Raw genomic sequence first — 13,107 nt, forward strand, 5'->3', positions numbered from 1 at the left:
CATCCTACCGGATGGCCTCCGCCTTCCTCTGGGCCTCTTCCAGGGCCTTTTGCGGGGGGATGTTCCCCTTGAGGCTTTTCTCCAGGGCCTCGGCCAAAAGGCCCGCCCAGGTGGAGAACTGGGGGACTCGAGGCCGCTCCTGGGCGTAGGCGATCTGCTCAAAGGCCACCTTGCGGAAGGGGTTTTCCCGGTAGAAGCCCTCCAGGAGGGGGAGGGCCGACTTGCGCACGGGCACGTAGTAGCTCGCCTCCACCCAGCGGGCCACGTTCCTGGGCTCCATGAGGTACTTCCAGAACTCCAAGGCCCCCCGGATCTGGGCCTCCTTGGACCCCTGGAGCACCACAAGCTGCGCGCCCCCCATGGGCACCTTCCCCCCCTCCTCCCGGGGCACGGGGGCCACCCCCAGGGTGAAGGCGAAGGAGAAGTTCTCCGCGGCGGGCCAGTTGGCGATGGAGGCCATGACCATCATTCCCTTGGTGCGCACGAAGTCCAGCTGGGCGAAGGTGGCCTCGGCCAGGCTCCGGGCGGAAAGCGCCCCCGCCCGGTTCAAGCGGTGAAGGGTCTCCAGGGCGTCCAGGGCCTCCTTGGAGGTGAAGTTGGGCCTCCCGTCCTTCACCAGGTTGCCCCCCCGGCTCGTCACCATGGCCTCAAAGAGCCAGGCCTGGGGGTCGGTGACGAAGATGAACCCCTTGGCCTGGCGGGTGGTGAGGGCCCTGGCCATCTCCTCAAACTCCTTCCAGTTCCTCGGGGCCTTGAGCCCCTTGGCCCGGAAGGCGTCCAGGTTGTAGAAGAGGACCGGGGTGGAGGTGTTGAAGGGGAGGCCAAAGCGCCTCCCCTCCACCACCCCGTAGTTCCAGGCGGGCTCAAAGAGGTCCTCCACAAAGGCCCGGTCCAGGGCCAGGTAGGGGTCTAGGGCCACCGCCTTCCCCTCGGCCACCAGGCGGGGGAAGAAGGAGAGCTCCGCCTGGAAAAGCACCGGTCCCCCTCCCGTGCGCAGGGCGGCCACCAGCTTGGTCTCCGCGTCCCGGTAGTTCCCCACGTACTGGGGCAGGACCCGGTACTGGCCCTGCCTGCCGTTGAACTCCTGGGCGAAGGCGGCGATGAGCCTCCCCGCCGGGCCGTCCATGGCGTGCCAGAAGGGCACGTCCACCTGGGCGAAGGCGGAAAGGCCCAGAAGCGCCAAGGGAAGAAGCTTCCGCATGGCCCGGATTTTACTCCCCTTCTCGGCTACAATGGGAGGGTATGGCCGCCTCCCACGCCCTCAAGCCCATCCTGGAGCTTCTCCCCGAGGAGCTTCCCGGCGAGGGCTACCGCAAGGCCCAGATCGCCCACTGGCTCTACGCCAAAGGGGCGCGGGACTTCTCGGAGATGACCGACCTGCCCAAGGCCTTGCGGGAGGCCTTGGCGCGGGAGTGGCGCCTCTCCGAGTTCAGCCTGGTCCAGGCCTTCCCGAGCCAAGACGGAAGCGTCAAGTACCTCTTCACCCTTCTGGACGGCAAGAAAACCGAGGCCGTCTACATGCCCTACGAGAACCGGAAGACCGTCTGCCTCTCCACCATGGTGGGGTGTCCGGCGGGGTGCACCTTCTGCGCCACCGGGGCCCTCGGCTTCGGGCGGAACCTCACCGCGGCGGAGATCCTGGACCAGCTCCTCACCATCGCCTACCACCAGGGCCTCTCCCCCAGGGAGATCCGGAACGTGGTCCTGATGGGGATGGGGGAGCCCCTCCTCAACCTGAGGAACGTCCTCAAAGCGGTCCGGATCATGCTGCACAAGAAGGCCCTCGCCCTAAGCCCCAGGCGCGTCACCCTCTCCACCGTGGGCATCCCCAAGGGGATCTACCGCCTCGCCGAGGAAGACCTCGGGGTGCGGCTCGCCCTCTCCCTCCACGCCCCGGACGACGAAACCCGGAGGAAGATCATCCCCACCGCCCACCGCTACCCCATCGCCGAGATCCTGGAGGCGGTGCGCCACTACTACGCCAAGACCAAGCGGCGGGTCACCTTTGAGTACACCCTCCTCAAGGGGGTGAACGACCACCTCTGGCAGGCGAGGCTCCTCGCCAAGCTCCTCAAGGGCCTAAGCGCCCACGTGAACCTCATCCCCTTCAACCCCTGGGAAGGGGCCCCGGTGGAGGGGACGCCCAAGGCGGGCATCCTGGCCTTCGCCGAGGAGCTAAAGCGCCTCGGCGTCCCCACCTCCATAAGGTGGAGCCGGGGGCAGGACGTGGGGGCGGCCTGCGGCCAGCTCGCCCTGAAGGTCCCCCGGCCCCTGACCTTCACACCGCTTCCAGAAGGCGCCGGGCGATGATGAGCTTCAGGATCTCGCTCGTTCCCTCGCCGATGCGGGTCAGGCGGGCGTCCCGCCAGTAGCGCTCCACGGGGTAGTCCTTGACGTAGCCGTAGCCCCCCAGGATCTGGATGGCCTCGTCGCAGGCCTTCACCGCCACCTCGCTGGCGAAGAGCTTGGCCTGGGCGGCCTCGAGGGCGAAAGGCCTCCCCGCGTCCTTGAGCTCCGCCGCCTTGAGGTAGAGAAGCCGCGCCGCCTCCAGCTCCGTGGCCGCCTCCGCCAGCTTGAAGGAAACCCCCTCAAACTCGGCGATGGGCCGGCCGAAGGCCTCCCGCCCCTTGGCGTAGCGGAGGGCGTAGTCCAAGGCGGCCCGGCCCAGGCCCACGGCCATGGCGGCGATGCCGATCCTGCCCCCGTCCAGCACCCTTAAGACGTCGTAGAAGCCCTTCCCCCGCTCGCCCAAAAGGGCCTCCTCGGGCACGAAGAGGTCCTCCAGGATTAGCTGCGCCGTATCCGAGGCGCTTAGGCCAAGCTTCTCCTCCTTCCGGCCTACCCTTAGCCCCCGCTCAGGGCGGAAGAAGGCGAAGGCGGAGATGCCCTGGTGCTTCCGCTCGGGGCTTGGAGGGGGGTCGGTGCGGGCCATGACCACGTAGACCCCGGCCACGCTCCCCTGGGTGATGAACTGCTTGGTGCCGTTGAGCCGCCACCCCCCCTCCACCTTCTCCGCCTTGGTCTTGAGGGCGGCGGCGTCCGAGCCGGAGCCGGGCTCCGTGAGGCCCCAGGCCCCCAGGGCCTCCCCCGAGGCAAGCTTGGGAAGAAAGGCCTCCTTCTGGGCCTCGTTCCCCGCGAGGAGGATGTGCGCCGTGGCCAGGGAGTTGTGGCTCGCCACGGTGAGGGCAAGGGCGCCGTCGTAGTACGCGATGGCCTCCACCATGCGGGCGAAAAGCCTCGTGGAAAGCCCCGCGCCCCCGTAGGCCTCGGGCACCACCGCCCCGAAGACGCCGAACTCGGCGAGCTTCCGCACCAGGTCCCAGGGGAAGGCCCCGGTGCGGTCCCGCTCCGCCGCCCCCGGGGCCACCTCCGCCTTTAGGAACTCGCGAAGAGGCCCCAGGACCTGCCGCTCCTCCGCGCTTTCCTCAAACCAGAGGCCCATGGGGGCATTATATAACTCCTAGGCGACCACCTGTAAAAAAGCGTCAGGTTTAAGGCCTCCGCCCCCGCTTCCCGGCCCATGGGGCCCCGCCGCGGTGGGGTCCCTAGACCACGACCCCCGGGGCGTGCCAGCCGGCGTAGGCGTAAAACCGGCCCCGCTCCCCCCGCAGGTAGGCCCGCAGGGGCTCGAGGAGGGGAAGGTGCCCCTTGAGCCTCTCCTCCACCTCCTCCAGGGTGAAGAAGCGGGCCTCCACGATGTGCCCGTCGGGGTCCCTGGGGTTCAAGAGCCCCTCGTAGGTGGCCCGGAAGGCCATGGCCAGGGTGCGCTCGTTCTTGCGGCGGTCCTCCACCTGGATCACGTAGGCCAGGTGCTCCACGGACCGGACCCAAAGCCCCGTCTCCTCCCGCACTTCCCGCACCAGGGCCTCTAGGGCCGTCTCCCCGGGCTCCACCGTCCCCCCGGGAAGGGTGTAGCGCACCCGGCCCCGGCGGCCCCAGTCGTTGCCCACGAGGAGGACCCGGCCCCGGCTGTCCAGGAGGATGGCCGCCGCCACCAGGATCTCCCGGCGCATCACCCTTCCGCCAGCGCCGCGAGCTGGCGCTCCTGGTCGGCCCGCTTGAGCGCCTCCAGGATGGGGGTCAGGTGGCCGGAGAGGACGCCCTCGAGGTCATGGGTGGTGAACCCGATGCGGTGGTCCGTGACCCGGGACTGGGGGAAGTTGTAGGTGCGGATCTTCTCCGAGCGCTCCCCGGTGCCGATCTGGGCGAGGCGGGTCTTCCGGAGCCTTTCCGCCTCCTCCGCCCGCTTCATCTCCAGGAGGCGGCTTCTTAGGATCATGAGGGCCTTCTCCCGGTTCTTGATCTGGCTGCGGGAGTCCTGGCAGGTGACCATGATCCCCGTGGGCAGGTGGACCACCCGCACCGCCGAGTCGGTGGTGTTCACCCCCTGCCCCCCGGGCCCCGAAGCCCGCATCACGTCAATGCGGATCTCGTCCATGTTCAGCTGGAAGTCCTCCTCCTCCGCCTTGGGAAGGACGGCCACCGTGGCCGTGGAGGTGTGGATCCGCCCCTGGGTCTCGGTGACGGGCACCCGCTGCACCCGGTGGACCCCGCTCTCGTACTTGAAGGTGCCGTAGGCCCCCGGGCCCCGGACCTCAAAGACCACCTTGGAGAAGCCCCCGAGGTCCGTGGGGTGGGAGTCCAGGACCTCGGTCTCAAAGCCCATCGCCTCAGCGAAGCGGAGGTACATGTTGAAAAGGTCGCGGGCGAAGAGGGCGGCCTCCTCCCCTCCCGTCCCCGCCCGGATCTCCACGATGGCGTCCCTTTCGTCCATGGGATCCTTGGGCAGGAGGTGGCGCTCCAGCTCCTTCTCCAAGGCCTCCTTGCGGGCGAGGAGGGCCTCCCGCTCCGCCTTGGCCATCTCCTTGAGCTCGGGGTCGTCAAGGAGGCTTTCCGCCTCCTCGAGGTCCTGGAGGACCTTCCGGTACTCCCGGATGAGGCCGATCACCTCCCCCATCTCGGCGTAGCGGCGGGAGAGGCTCTGGTAGCGCCCCTTATCCTTCAGCACCTCCGGGTCGGAGAGGAGCGCCTCCAGCTCCCGGTACTCTTCCTCTAGGCGGTCAAGCTTGTCCAGCATACCTGTTTTCAGGATAGCGCACCCGGCCCTTGACCCCGATTTTAGGTTTGCCTAAACTCGTGGGCATGGAGCCCTTCCTCCTCTACGCCCTGTTGGGCGGCCTCTTCACCTGGGGCCTCACGGCGGTGGGGGCGGCGAGCGTCTTCTTCGCCAGGGAGCCGAGCCGCAAGCTTCTGGACGCCATGCTGGGCTTCGCCGCCGGGGTGATGCTCGCGGCGAGCGTCTTCTCCCTCCTCATCCCCGGGATGGAGATGGCGGAGGCCCAAGGGAACAACCCCATTTTCCCGGCGGTGGTGGGGTTTCTCCTGGGCGGGGGGCTTATCCGGCTTTTGGACCGCTACCTGCCCCACCTCCACTTGGGCCCCAAGGAGGCCCCCGAGGGGCTCAAGACCCTCTGGCGCCGCACCACCCTCCTTATCCTCGCCATCACCCTGCACAACTTCCCCGAGGGCCTGGCCGTGGGGGTGGCCTTCGGGGCCGCGGGGCTGGACGCCACCGGGACGGCCACCCTGGGCGGGGCCGTCGCCCTCGCCTTGGGCATCGGCCTCCAGAACCTCCCCGAGGGGCTCGCCATCGCCTGGCCCTTGCGGCGGGTGGGGATCGGGGCGGGCCTTGCCTGGTTCTACGGGCAACTCTCCGCCATCGTGGAGCCCCTGGGCGCGGTGCTCGGGGCCCTCCTCGTGGCCCAGATGATGGCCCTCCTCCCCTACCTCATGGCTTTGGCCGCGGGGGCCATGGTCTTTGTGGTGGTGGAGGAGGTGATCCCGGAAAGCCAGGCGGAGGGGAACGGGGACACCGCCACCTTCGGGGTCATGACGGGCTTCGCCCTGATGATGGCCCTGGACGTGGCCTTGGGCTAGGGGTCTACGGGGGAGGGCCCTAACCCTCCTTCTTCCCTAGGCGCTCCTGCAGGAGGCGGGCGGCCTCTTCGGCTTTGGCCTTGGCGGTTTCCGCCGCCTTCTTGGCGGCCTCGGAGAGCCCTTTTAGCGTGTCGGGGAGGCCGTCTTTGTCCTGGTCCAGCTGGGCCAGCTTGGCCTTGGCCTCCTCCAGGGCCTTTTCCGCTTCCTTCAGGGCCTTTTCCAGGACGTCGGGCCGGCCGTCCTTGTCCTGGTCCAGCTTTTCCTTGAGCTCCCGGAGCTTGCCTTCCACCTCTTTCGCCGCGGAGCGGGCGAGTTCCTTGGTCCTTTCCAGAAGGTCTTTGAAGTCCATGCTCCAGGTTACAACAAGGCCAAAAGGTCCGCCACCACCTTTTCCGTGGCCTCCGCCTTGTCCGGGCTATAGAGGAGGACAAGCCTCCCCTCCTTCACCACGAAGGTGGTGGCGGTGTGGTCCACCAGGTACTCCCCCGGGCCCCGGTACTGGCTCTTCTGGTAGAAGACCCCGAAGGTCTGGGCCGCCTCCCGCACCGCCTCCGGGCTTCCCGAAAGCCCGAGGAAGCTTGGGTGGAAGGCCTTGGCGTAGCGGTCGGCGACCTCCGGGGGGTCCCGCTCGGGGTCCACGCTCACGAAGATCACCTGGACCCCTTCCTGGGCCTTCGGGGGAAGCTTCTCGTAGGCCCGCTTGAGGGCGATGAGGGTGGTGGGGCAGACGTCGGGGCAGCGGGTGAAACCGAAGAAGAGGAGGACCACCTTGTCCTGGAACTGGGAGAGGCGCACGGGGCCTTGGGGGCCTTCCAGGGCGAAGTCCACGGGCTTGGGGTTAAGAAGCCTCGTGCCGTAGAAGGTGTGCCCCCGGGGAAGGAGGAGGTAGGCCAGGGCCAAGAGGGCGAGGAGGGCAAGGAGGACGGGCAGAAGCCTCTTCATCGCGCCTCCACGGGAAGGACCACCTTAAGGACCTTCCCGTCGGCGAAGAGGAGGTCAAGCTCCACCCCCTCCCCTGCCTTTAGGGGCCGCTTCAGGCCGAGGAGCATGAAGTGGTACCCCCCGGGTTTGAGCTCCACCCGGCCCTTGGGCGGGACCTCGAGGAAGGCCACGGGGCGCATCCCCATCACCTTCTTCCCCTCCACCTCTCGGACGTAGGTCTCGTGGAGCTCCACCCGCTCGGCCACGGGCGTCCTCGCCCCCACGAGGCGGAGGGGGAGGTCCCCGGGGTTCTCCAGGGTGAGGTACGCCGCGGCGTTGGGGCCAGGGGAGAAGCGGACCCAGCCCTCCCGGACCACCTGGGCCGAGGCCAAGGCCAGCAGGAAGAGGAGTCCAATCCAGCGCCTCATGCCCCCACTATAGGGAAGGCCCCCGGGACAAACGTACCTCCCGGGGAGTGCAAGTAGGATGGGGGTTATGGAGATCCTGGTGTCCGCCCTCGAGGCCGTCCCCGGGTACCGGGTCGCCCAGGTCCTGGGCGGAGTGAAGGGGAGCACGGTGCGCTCCAAGCACCTGGGCAAGGACCTCCTGGCGGGCCTCCGCACCTTGGTGGGCGGGGAGCTCCCCGAGTACACGGAGATGCTCCAGGAGGCCCGGGAGGTGGCTGAGGCCCGGATGCCGGAGGAGGCGAGGAGGCTTGGGGCCCACGCCGTCCTCGGCGTGCGCTACGCCGCCGCGAGCGTCATGCAAGGGGCGGCGGAGGTCCCGGACTACGGGACGGCGGTCCGGCTGGAGCCCGCCCGGGAGCGGTGATGCGCCGCGCCGCCCCCTTCTTCATCCTCCCCTTCTTCCTCCAGCTTTTGGGCCTGGGGGACACCCCCTTGGGCGGGGGGCTTTGCGGGGAGGTCTTCCGGGCGCAAGACCCCGCCCTCGCCCTGAAGACCCCGGGCTTCTGGTACGGCCTCCTCTTCATGGTCCTCCTGGCCTTGGAGCTGGGTTACGGCCTCTCCCTCCTCCTCCTTCCCCTTTTGGAGGTGCGCCCGGGAAAAGGATGGGTGAGGGCGGGGCGCTACCTGGTGGGAACGCTCCTTCTCCTCTTCCTCCTCACCCGCACCACCGGCCTCCCCACGCCGGGCCCCGGGGGCTGGACCCTGGAGCCCGCCCCCCTGGACCCCCTCTCCCTCCTCCTCGTGGGGCTTTCCCTGGCGGGGGGGCTTCTTCTAAGGGAGAATGGAGGGCATGGAGCGGCTTCTTGAGGTGATGCGCCGCCTGCGGGGGCCCGGGGGGTGCCCCTGGGACCGGGCCCAGACCCACGAAAGCCTCGTCCCCTACCTCCTGGAGGAGGCGAGCGAGGCGGCGGACGCCCTCCTTAAGGGCGACCCCCAGGAGATGGCCGAGGAGCTCGGGGACGTCCTCCTGCAGGTGGCCTTCCACAGCGTCATCGCCGAGGAGGAGGGCCGCTTCACCTACGGGGACGTGGAGCGGGCCATCGTGGAGAAGCTCATCCGCCGCCACCCCCACGTCTTCAACGTACGCTCGGGCGTGACTGGGGAGGCCACCGCCAAGACCCCGGAGGAGGTGAAGGCCCGCTGGGAGGACCTGAAGGCCCAAGAGGGCAAGAAGGAGGACCCCTGCGGCCTGCCCAAGGGGCTTCCCACCCTGCTCCGGGCCTACGAGCTCCAGCGGAAGGGGATGGACCCGGGGAGCGAGGAAGGCCTGAGGAAGGCCCTGGAAGAGGGCGACCTGGAGGAAGCGCTTTGGCACCTGGTGGGGCTTTTCGCCAAGAAGGGGATGGACCCCGAGAGCGCCTTAAGGCGGCGCTCCCTCAGGGCCTGCCGGGAGGGCTAGAGCCCCCGCCCGGCTTCCGCCTGGCCGCGGTGGCCGTGCCCCTTCTGGGGGAGCACCTCCTCTTCACCCTAAGAAGCCCCCACCTCCCCACCCACGCCGGCCAGGTGAGCTTCCCCGGGGGGGTGGTGGAGCCGGGGGAGGGCGTGGTGGAGGCCGCCCTGAGGGAGGCCGAGGAGGAGGTGGGGCTAAGGGGGGTGGAGCCTTTGGGCTTCCTCCCCCCCACCCTTTCTCCCCAGGGCTTTCTGGTCCAGCCCGTGGTGGTCTTCCGGGAGGACCTGCCCCTCCTTAGGCCCAACCCCGAGGAGGTGGCGGAGGTCCTCCTCGCTCCCCTGGGGGAGCTATTGGCGGTGGAGCCCTGGAGCGAGGTGCGCCTAAACCGCACCGTCTGGCACTTTCCCTGGCGGGGGGTGGACATCTGGGGGGTGACGGGGAACATCCTCAAGGAGTTCCTAGAGGTGTGGCGTGAAGCGCACCGGGGTCCTCCTCGCGGACCTCTTTGACGAGCGGGGGTTCCTCTACCCCTACCACCGGGTGCGGGAAGCGGGGTACGCCCCCACGGTCCTCGGCCTCGAGGCCCGGGAGTACCGGGCCAAGTCGGGCTTCGCTTCCTGGGGCCTTGCGGCGAAGCCTCGAGGTCCTCGCCCTGGCGCGGGAGGGGAAGCCCGTGGGGGTCATGGGCTTTACCGGGAAAGGGGGTGGACGGCAACCTGGTCACCGCCCAAGGACCTCCCCACCTTCATGCGGGCCTTCTTGGGCCTCTTCAAAGGGTGAAGCGGGTCCCCGCCTCCCCGGCGAGCACCCGGGCCAAAACCCCCCTCTCCCCCTTGGCGATGGCCGCCCAGGGGGCCCCGGCCCGGAGGGCGGAGAGGGCCGCCTCCACCTTGGGGATCATCCCCCCCTGGAGGACGCCCGCCTCCCTCAGGGCCGCCACCTCCTCCGGGGTGAGGTGGGGGAGGCGGCTTTGGGGGTCCTTGGGGTCCCGGTAGACCCCCTCCACGTCGGTGAGGAAGACGGCGGGCCACCCCAAGGCCCCGGCCACGGCCCCCGCGGCGGTGTCGGCGTTGACGTTGAGGGGACCTTCCTCGTCCAAGGCGATGGGGGCGAGGAGGGGGGTGTAGCCCTTCGCCAAAAGGTCCAGGAGGAGCCCCACCTCCACCCCCACCACCTCCCCCACCCGGCCGAGGCCGGGAAGGGCCCTCCCCTTCAGGCAGAGGGCGTCCCGCCCCGAGAGGGCCAAAGCCTTCCGCCCCCTTCGGGAAAGCCCCTCCGCCAGGCGCTTTCCCGTGAGGTAAAGGGCCATCTCCACCACCTCGAGCTGCTCCGGGGGCGTCACCCGAAGCCCCCCCACGAAGCGGCTCTCGTACCCCAGGCGGCCAAGCCAGGCCCCGATCTCGGGCCCGCCCCCGTGGACGAGGACGAGGGGGCCGGGGTAGGCGGCGAGCTCGGAAAGTAGGGCTTCCGCCCCCCTAAGGCTTCCTCCCACCTTCACCAAAAGGGCCTCACTCAAGGTAGACCACCTCCTCGGGCAGGCCCTCCTCCTCCTCGGCCTCCAGGAGGTCGGCGAAGCCCAGAAGGGCGTGGTCCGGATGGAGGCCGAAGCGGGCGGCGAGGGCCCGGACCGCGTGCTCCGGCGGGAGGGCCTGGGCCCTCGTCAGGAGGGGGGCAAGGTCGGCCGGGGCCTTCAGGGCCGCCCCAAGCTCCGGACCCGCGCGCAGCTCCGCCTTCACCTCCCCCCCCTCGGCCAGGAGGAAGAGGAGGTCCTCCTCGCTGAGGACCAGGAAGGCCAAGGCCTGCCCTAGGCGGGAAAGCTCCCGCAGGAAGGCCCGGATGGCCTCCGGGTCCTCCTCCGCCTCGAGGGCCTCGTGGTAGAGGCTCGTCCAGGGAGGGTCGGGCACCAGGTAGACCCCGGCCCCCCCCGTGCGCCCCTCGGCCCAGGCCGCCACCGCCTCCAGGGAGGCCTGCACGTGCAAGGAAAGGAAGCTCCGCACCACGCCCTATACTAGCCCTTGTGAGCGCCCTCTACCGCCGCTTCCGCCCCCTCACCTTCCAGGAGGTGGTGGGGCAGGAGCACGTGAAGGAGCCCCTTCTCAAGGCCATCCGGGAGGGGAGGCTCGCCCAGGCCTACCTCTTCTCCGGGCCCCGGGGGGTGGGCAAGACCACCACGGCGAGGCTCCTCGCCATGGCGGTGGGGTGCCAGGGGGAAGACCCCCCTTGCGGGGTCTGCCCCCACTGCCAGGCGGTGCAGAGGGGCGCCCACCCGGACGTGGTGGAGATTGACGCCGCCAGCAACAACTCCGTGGAGGACGTGCGGGAGCTAAAGGAGAGGATCCACCTCGCCCCCCTCTCCGCCCCCAGGAAGGTCTTCATCCTGGACGAGGCCCACATGCTCTCCAAAAGCGCCTTCAACGCCCTCCTCAAGACCCTGGAGGAACCCCCGCCCCACGTCCTCTTCGTCTTCGCCACCACCGAGCCCGAGAGGATGCCTCCCACCATCCTCTCCCGCACCCAGCACTTCCGCTTCCGCCGCCTCACGGAGGAGGAGATCGCCTCTAAGCTCCGGCGCATCTTGGAGGCCGTGGGGCGGGAGGCGGAGGAGGAGGCCCTCCTCCTCCTCGCGCGCCTGGCGGACGGGGCCCTGAGGGACGCGGAAAGCCTCCTGGAGCGCTTCCTCCTCCTGGAAGGCCCCCTCACCCGGAAGGAGGTGGAGCGCGCCCTAGGCCTCCCCCCCAAGGAGGCCCTGGCCCAGATCGCCGCCTCCCTCGCAAGGGGGAAAACGGCGGAGGCCCTGGGCCTCGCCCGGCGCCTCTACGGGGAAGGGTACGCCCCGAGGAGCCTGGTCTCGGGCCTTTTGGAGGTGTTCCGGGAGGGCCTTTACGCCGCCTTCGGCCTCGGGGAAACACCCCTTCCCGCCCCGCCCCAGGCCCTGATCGCCGCCATGACCGCCCTGGACGAGGCCATGGAACGCCTCGCCCGCCGCTCCGACGCCTTAAGCCTGGAGGTGGCCCTCCTGGAAGCGGGAAGGGCCCTGGCCGCCGAGGCCCTGCCCCAGCCCACGGGCGCCCCCTCCCCGGAGGCCGGCCCCAAGCCGGAAACCCCCCCGGCCCAGGAGGCGGCCCCGGAACCCCCTAGGCCCGAGGAGGCCCCCGACCTGCGGGAACGGTGGCGGGCCTTCCTCGAGGCCCTCAGGCCCACCCTCCGGGCCTTCGTGCGGGAAGCCCGCCCGGAGGTCCGGGAAGGCCAGCTCCGCCTCGCCTTCCCCGAGGACAAGGCCTTCCACTACCGCAAGGCCTTAGAACAGAAGGCGAGGCTCCTCCCCCTGGCCCAGGCCCACTTCGGGGCGGAGGAGGTCGTCCTCGTCCTGGAGGGAGAAAAAAAAAGCCTGAGCCCAAGGCCCCGCCCGGCCCCCCCTCCTGAAGCGCCCGCGCCCCCAAGCCCTCCCGAGGCGGAGGTAGAGGCGGAGGTAAAGGTGGAAGAGGAGGCCCCAGAGGAGGCCTTGAGGCGGGTGGTCCGCCTCCTGGGGGGGCGGGTGCTCTGGGTGCGGCGGCCCAGGACCCGGGAGGCGCCGGAGGAGGAACCCCTGAGCCAAGACGAGATAGGGGGTACTGGTATATAATGGGGGCATGACGCGGACCACCGACCTCGGACAAGAGACCGTGGACAACATCCTCAAGCGCCTCCGCCGTATAGAGGGCCAGGTGCGGGGGCTCCAGAAGATGGTGGCCGAAGGCCGCCCCTGCGACGAGGTCCTCACCCAGATGACCGCCACCAAGAAGGCCATGGAGGCGGCGGCCACCCTAATCCTCCACGAGTTCCTAAACGTCTGCGCCGCCGAGGTCTCCGAGGGCAAGGTGAACCCCAAGAAGCCCGAGGAGATCGCCACCATGCTGAAGAAGTTCATCTAGATGGGTCGGCTTCGGGGGCGCCTCCGGCGCCTCCTCCGGGCCCTTTTCGCCCAGGAGGTGCCGGACGATGCCTTTGCCCTGCGCTTCCTGGAGGGGGAGGAACGGGCGCTCTACCTCGCCATGGACCCCCGGGACCGGGCCCACGGGGTGCGGGTGGCCCAAAGGCTCCTTAAGGCCCACCCCGAGGCCCCGGGCTACGCGGTGCGGGCCGCCCTCCTCCACGACGCGGGGAAGGCGGTAAGGCCCTACCGGACCTTGGAGCGGGTCCTCGCCGGGCTTTTCGCCCCGCCCCTCCCCCCCTACCCCCTACGGCGGGGCCTCCTCGGGGCCTTCCAGGTGCGCCGCCACCACCCCCTCTACGCCGCCCAGAGGATCCGGGACCCCAGGGTGCGGGCTCTGGTCCTCGAGCACCACGCCCCCAAAAGCCTCTGGGGGCGGAGGCTTCACGAGGCGGACCGGGAGGAATAGCCCTAGCCAGGCC

19 protein-coding genes are annotated in these 13,107 nt (G+C 69.8%); 10 read left to right on the forward strand and 9 right to left on the reverse strand.

Annotated elements, in window-relative coordinates; all coding sequences use genetic code 11:
- Nucleotides 1-4: 4 nt before the first annotated feature.
- Nucleotides 5-1,201, reverse strand: a complete 1,197-nt coding sequence (locus TthTMY_RS11470) for an ABC transporter substrate-binding protein (protein ID WP_096411340.1) — start codon at nt 1,199-1,201, stop codon at nt 5-7.
- Between the two features lie 41 nt (nt 1,202-1,242).
- Here TthTMY_RS11470 and rlmN point away from each other — a divergent pair, with 41 nt between their 5' ends.
- Nucleotides 1,243-2,310 carry a 23S rRNA (adenine(2503)-C(2))-methyltransferase RlmN gene (gene rlmN / locus TthTMY_RS11475; RefSeq protein ID WP_096411341.1) on the forward strand — a complete coding sequence of 356 codons (1,068 nt, stop codon included), beginning with the start codon at nt 1,243-1,245 and terminating at the stop codon, nt 2,308-2,310.
- Here rlmN and TthTMY_RS11480 read toward each other — a convergent pair.
- The 3 genes from TthTMY_RS11480 to prfA all read right to left on the reverse strand — a co-directional run bounded on the left by TthTMY_RS11480 (nt 2,279) and on the right by prfA (nt 5,077).
- Complete coding sequence (locus tag TthTMY_RS11480; protein ID WP_096411342.1) at nt 2,279-3,442, reverse strand: acyl-CoA dehydrogenase family protein; 1,164 nt, start codon at nt 3,440-3,442, stop codon at nt 2,279-2,281. The two genes, rlmN and TthTMY_RS11480, sit on opposite strands and share 32 nt — an antisense overlap.
- Before the next feature lie 103 nt (nt 3,443-3,545).
- Nucleotides 3,546-4,013 (reverse strand): NUDIX hydrolase, encoded by a 468-nt coding sequence (locus TthTMY_RS11485; protein ID WP_096411343.1) that lies wholly within the window; start codon nt 4,011-4,013, stop codon nt 3,546-3,548.
- The gene (prfA, locus tag TthTMY_RS11490; protein WP_096411344.1) at nt 4,013-5,077 is read right to left on the reverse strand and encodes a peptide chain release factor 1; all 1,065 of its coding nucleotides are present in this window, start codon (nt 5,075-5,077) and stop codon (nt 4,013-4,015) included. The genes TthTMY_RS11485 and prfA overlap by 1 nt, the downstream gene beginning before the upstream one ends.
- Nucleotides 5,078-5,142: 65 nt before the next feature.
- Between prfA and TthTMY_RS11495 the strand changes: the two genes are divergently transcribed.
- Complete coding sequence (locus TthTMY_RS11495; RefSeq protein ID WP_096411345.1) at nt 5,143-5,937, forward strand: ZIP family metal transporter; 795 nt, start codon at nt 5,143-5,145, stop codon at nt 5,935-5,937.
- A 19-nt stretch (nt 5,938-5,956) separates the two neighbouring features.
- On the opposite strand, the gene TthTMY_RS11500 is transcribed toward TthTMY_RS11495, so the two are convergent.
- From TthTMY_RS11500 to TthTMY_RS11510, 3 genes are read right to left on the reverse strand one after another with little or no spacing between them, the layout of a single operon-like run.
- Complete coding sequence (locus tag TthTMY_RS11500) at nt 5,957-6,286, reverse strand: dolichyl-phosphate-mannose-protein mannosyltransferase (protein ID WP_093005090.1); 330 nt, start codon at nt 6,284-6,286, stop codon at nt 5,957-5,959.
- Between the two features lie 8 nt (nt 6,287-6,294).
- Complete coding sequence (locus TthTMY_RS11505; RefSeq protein ID WP_223903296.1) at nt 6,295-6,879, reverse strand: SCO family protein; 585 nt, start codon at nt 6,877-6,879, stop codon at nt 6,295-6,297.
- A complete protein-coding gene (locus TthTMY_RS11510) occupies nt 6,876-7,286 on the reverse strand; it encodes a copper chaperone PCu(A)C (RefSeq protein WP_096411346.1) in 411 nt (136 codons plus the stop codon). The genes TthTMY_RS11505 and TthTMY_RS11510 overlap by 4 nt, the downstream gene beginning before the upstream one ends.
- Before the next feature lie 58 nt (nt 7,287-7,344).
- On the opposite strand from TthTMY_RS11510, the gene TthTMY_RS11515 reads away from it, so the two are divergent.
- Genes TthTMY_RS11515 through TthTMY_RS11535 form a run of 5 tightly spaced genes read left to right on the forward strand, consistent with a single transcriptional unit; the run spans nt 7,345 to nt 9,495 of the window.
- Nucleotides 7,345-7,689: a YbjQ family protein gene (locus TthTMY_RS11515; protein WP_096411347.1), complete on the forward strand. Its 345-nt coding sequence runs from the start codon at nt 7,345-7,347 to the stop codon at nt 7,687-7,689.
- On the forward strand, nt 7,689-8,132 hold the full coding sequence (locus TthTMY_RS11520; protein ID WP_093005081.1) for a hypothetical protein: 444 nt from the start codon (nt 7,689-7,691) through the stop codon (nt 8,130-8,132). Before TthTMY_RS11515 ends, TthTMY_RS11520 begins: the two co-directional genes overlap by 1 nt.
- A complete protein-coding gene (locus TthTMY_RS11525; RefSeq protein ID WP_093005079.1) occupies nt 8,107-8,724 on the forward strand; it encodes a MazG family protein in 618 nt (205 codons plus the stop codon). Before TthTMY_RS11520 ends, TthTMY_RS11525 begins: the two co-directional genes overlap by 26 nt.
- 29 nt (nt 8,725-8,753) lie before the next feature.
- Nucleotides 8,754-9,224, forward strand: a complete 471-nt coding sequence (locus tag TthTMY_RS11530; protein ID WP_093005077.1) for an NUDIX hydrolase — start codon at nt 8,754-8,756, stop codon at nt 9,222-9,224.
- Complete coding sequence (locus TthTMY_RS11535) at nt 9,187-9,495, forward strand: hypothetical protein (RefSeq protein WP_157745804.1); 309 nt, start codon at nt 9,187-9,189, stop codon at nt 9,493-9,495. Before TthTMY_RS11530 ends, TthTMY_RS11535 begins: the two co-directional genes overlap by 38 nt.
- Here TthTMY_RS11535 and argB read toward each other — a convergent pair.
- Together argB and TthTMY_RS11545 are read right to left on the reverse strand one after the other, a co-directional pair.
- On the reverse strand, nt 9,485-10,231 hold the full coding sequence (gene argB / locus TthTMY_RS11540) for an acetylglutamate kinase (RefSeq protein ID WP_223903298.1): 747 nt from the start codon (nt 10,229-10,231) through the stop codon (nt 9,485-9,487). The two genes, TthTMY_RS11535 and argB, sit on opposite strands and share 11 nt — an antisense overlap.
- Nucleotides 10,224-10,715, reverse strand: coding sequence for a hypothetical protein (locus tag TthTMY_RS11545; protein ID WP_096411348.1), 492 nt, complete (start codon nt 10,713-10,715; stop codon nt 10,224-10,226). The genes argB and TthTMY_RS11545 overlap by 8 nt, the downstream gene beginning before the upstream one ends.
- Nucleotides 10,716-10,732: 17 nt before the next feature.
- On the opposite strand from TthTMY_RS11545, the gene dnaX reads away from it, so the two are divergent.
- From dnaX to TthTMY_RS11560, 3 genes are read left to right on the forward strand one after another with little or no spacing between them, the layout of a single operon-like run.
- A complete protein-coding gene (gene dnaX, locus TthTMY_RS11550; RefSeq protein WP_096411349.1) occupies nt 10,733-12,337 on the forward strand; it encodes a DNA polymerase III subunit gamma/tau in 1,605 nt (534 codons plus the stop codon).
- A gap of 7 nt (nt 12,338-12,344) precedes the next feature.
- Nucleotides 12,345-12,626: a metal-sensitive transcriptional regulator gene (locus tag TthTMY_RS11555; RefSeq protein WP_008633933.1), complete on the forward strand. Its 282-nt coding sequence runs from the start codon at nt 12,345-12,347 to the stop codon at nt 12,624-12,626.
- Nucleotides 12,627-13,094 (forward strand): phosphohydrolase, encoded by a 468-nt coding sequence (locus TthTMY_RS11560; protein WP_096411350.1) that lies wholly within the window; start codon nt 12,627-12,629, stop codon nt 13,092-13,094. It begins immediately after the preceding gene.
- Nucleotides 13,095-13,107 lie beyond the last annotated feature (13 nt).

The sequence above is a fragment of the Thermus thermophilus genome, assembly GCF_019974155.1.
Classification (GTDB): Bacteria; Deinococcota; Deinococci; order Deinococcales; family Thermaceae; genus Thermus; species Thermus thermophilus_C.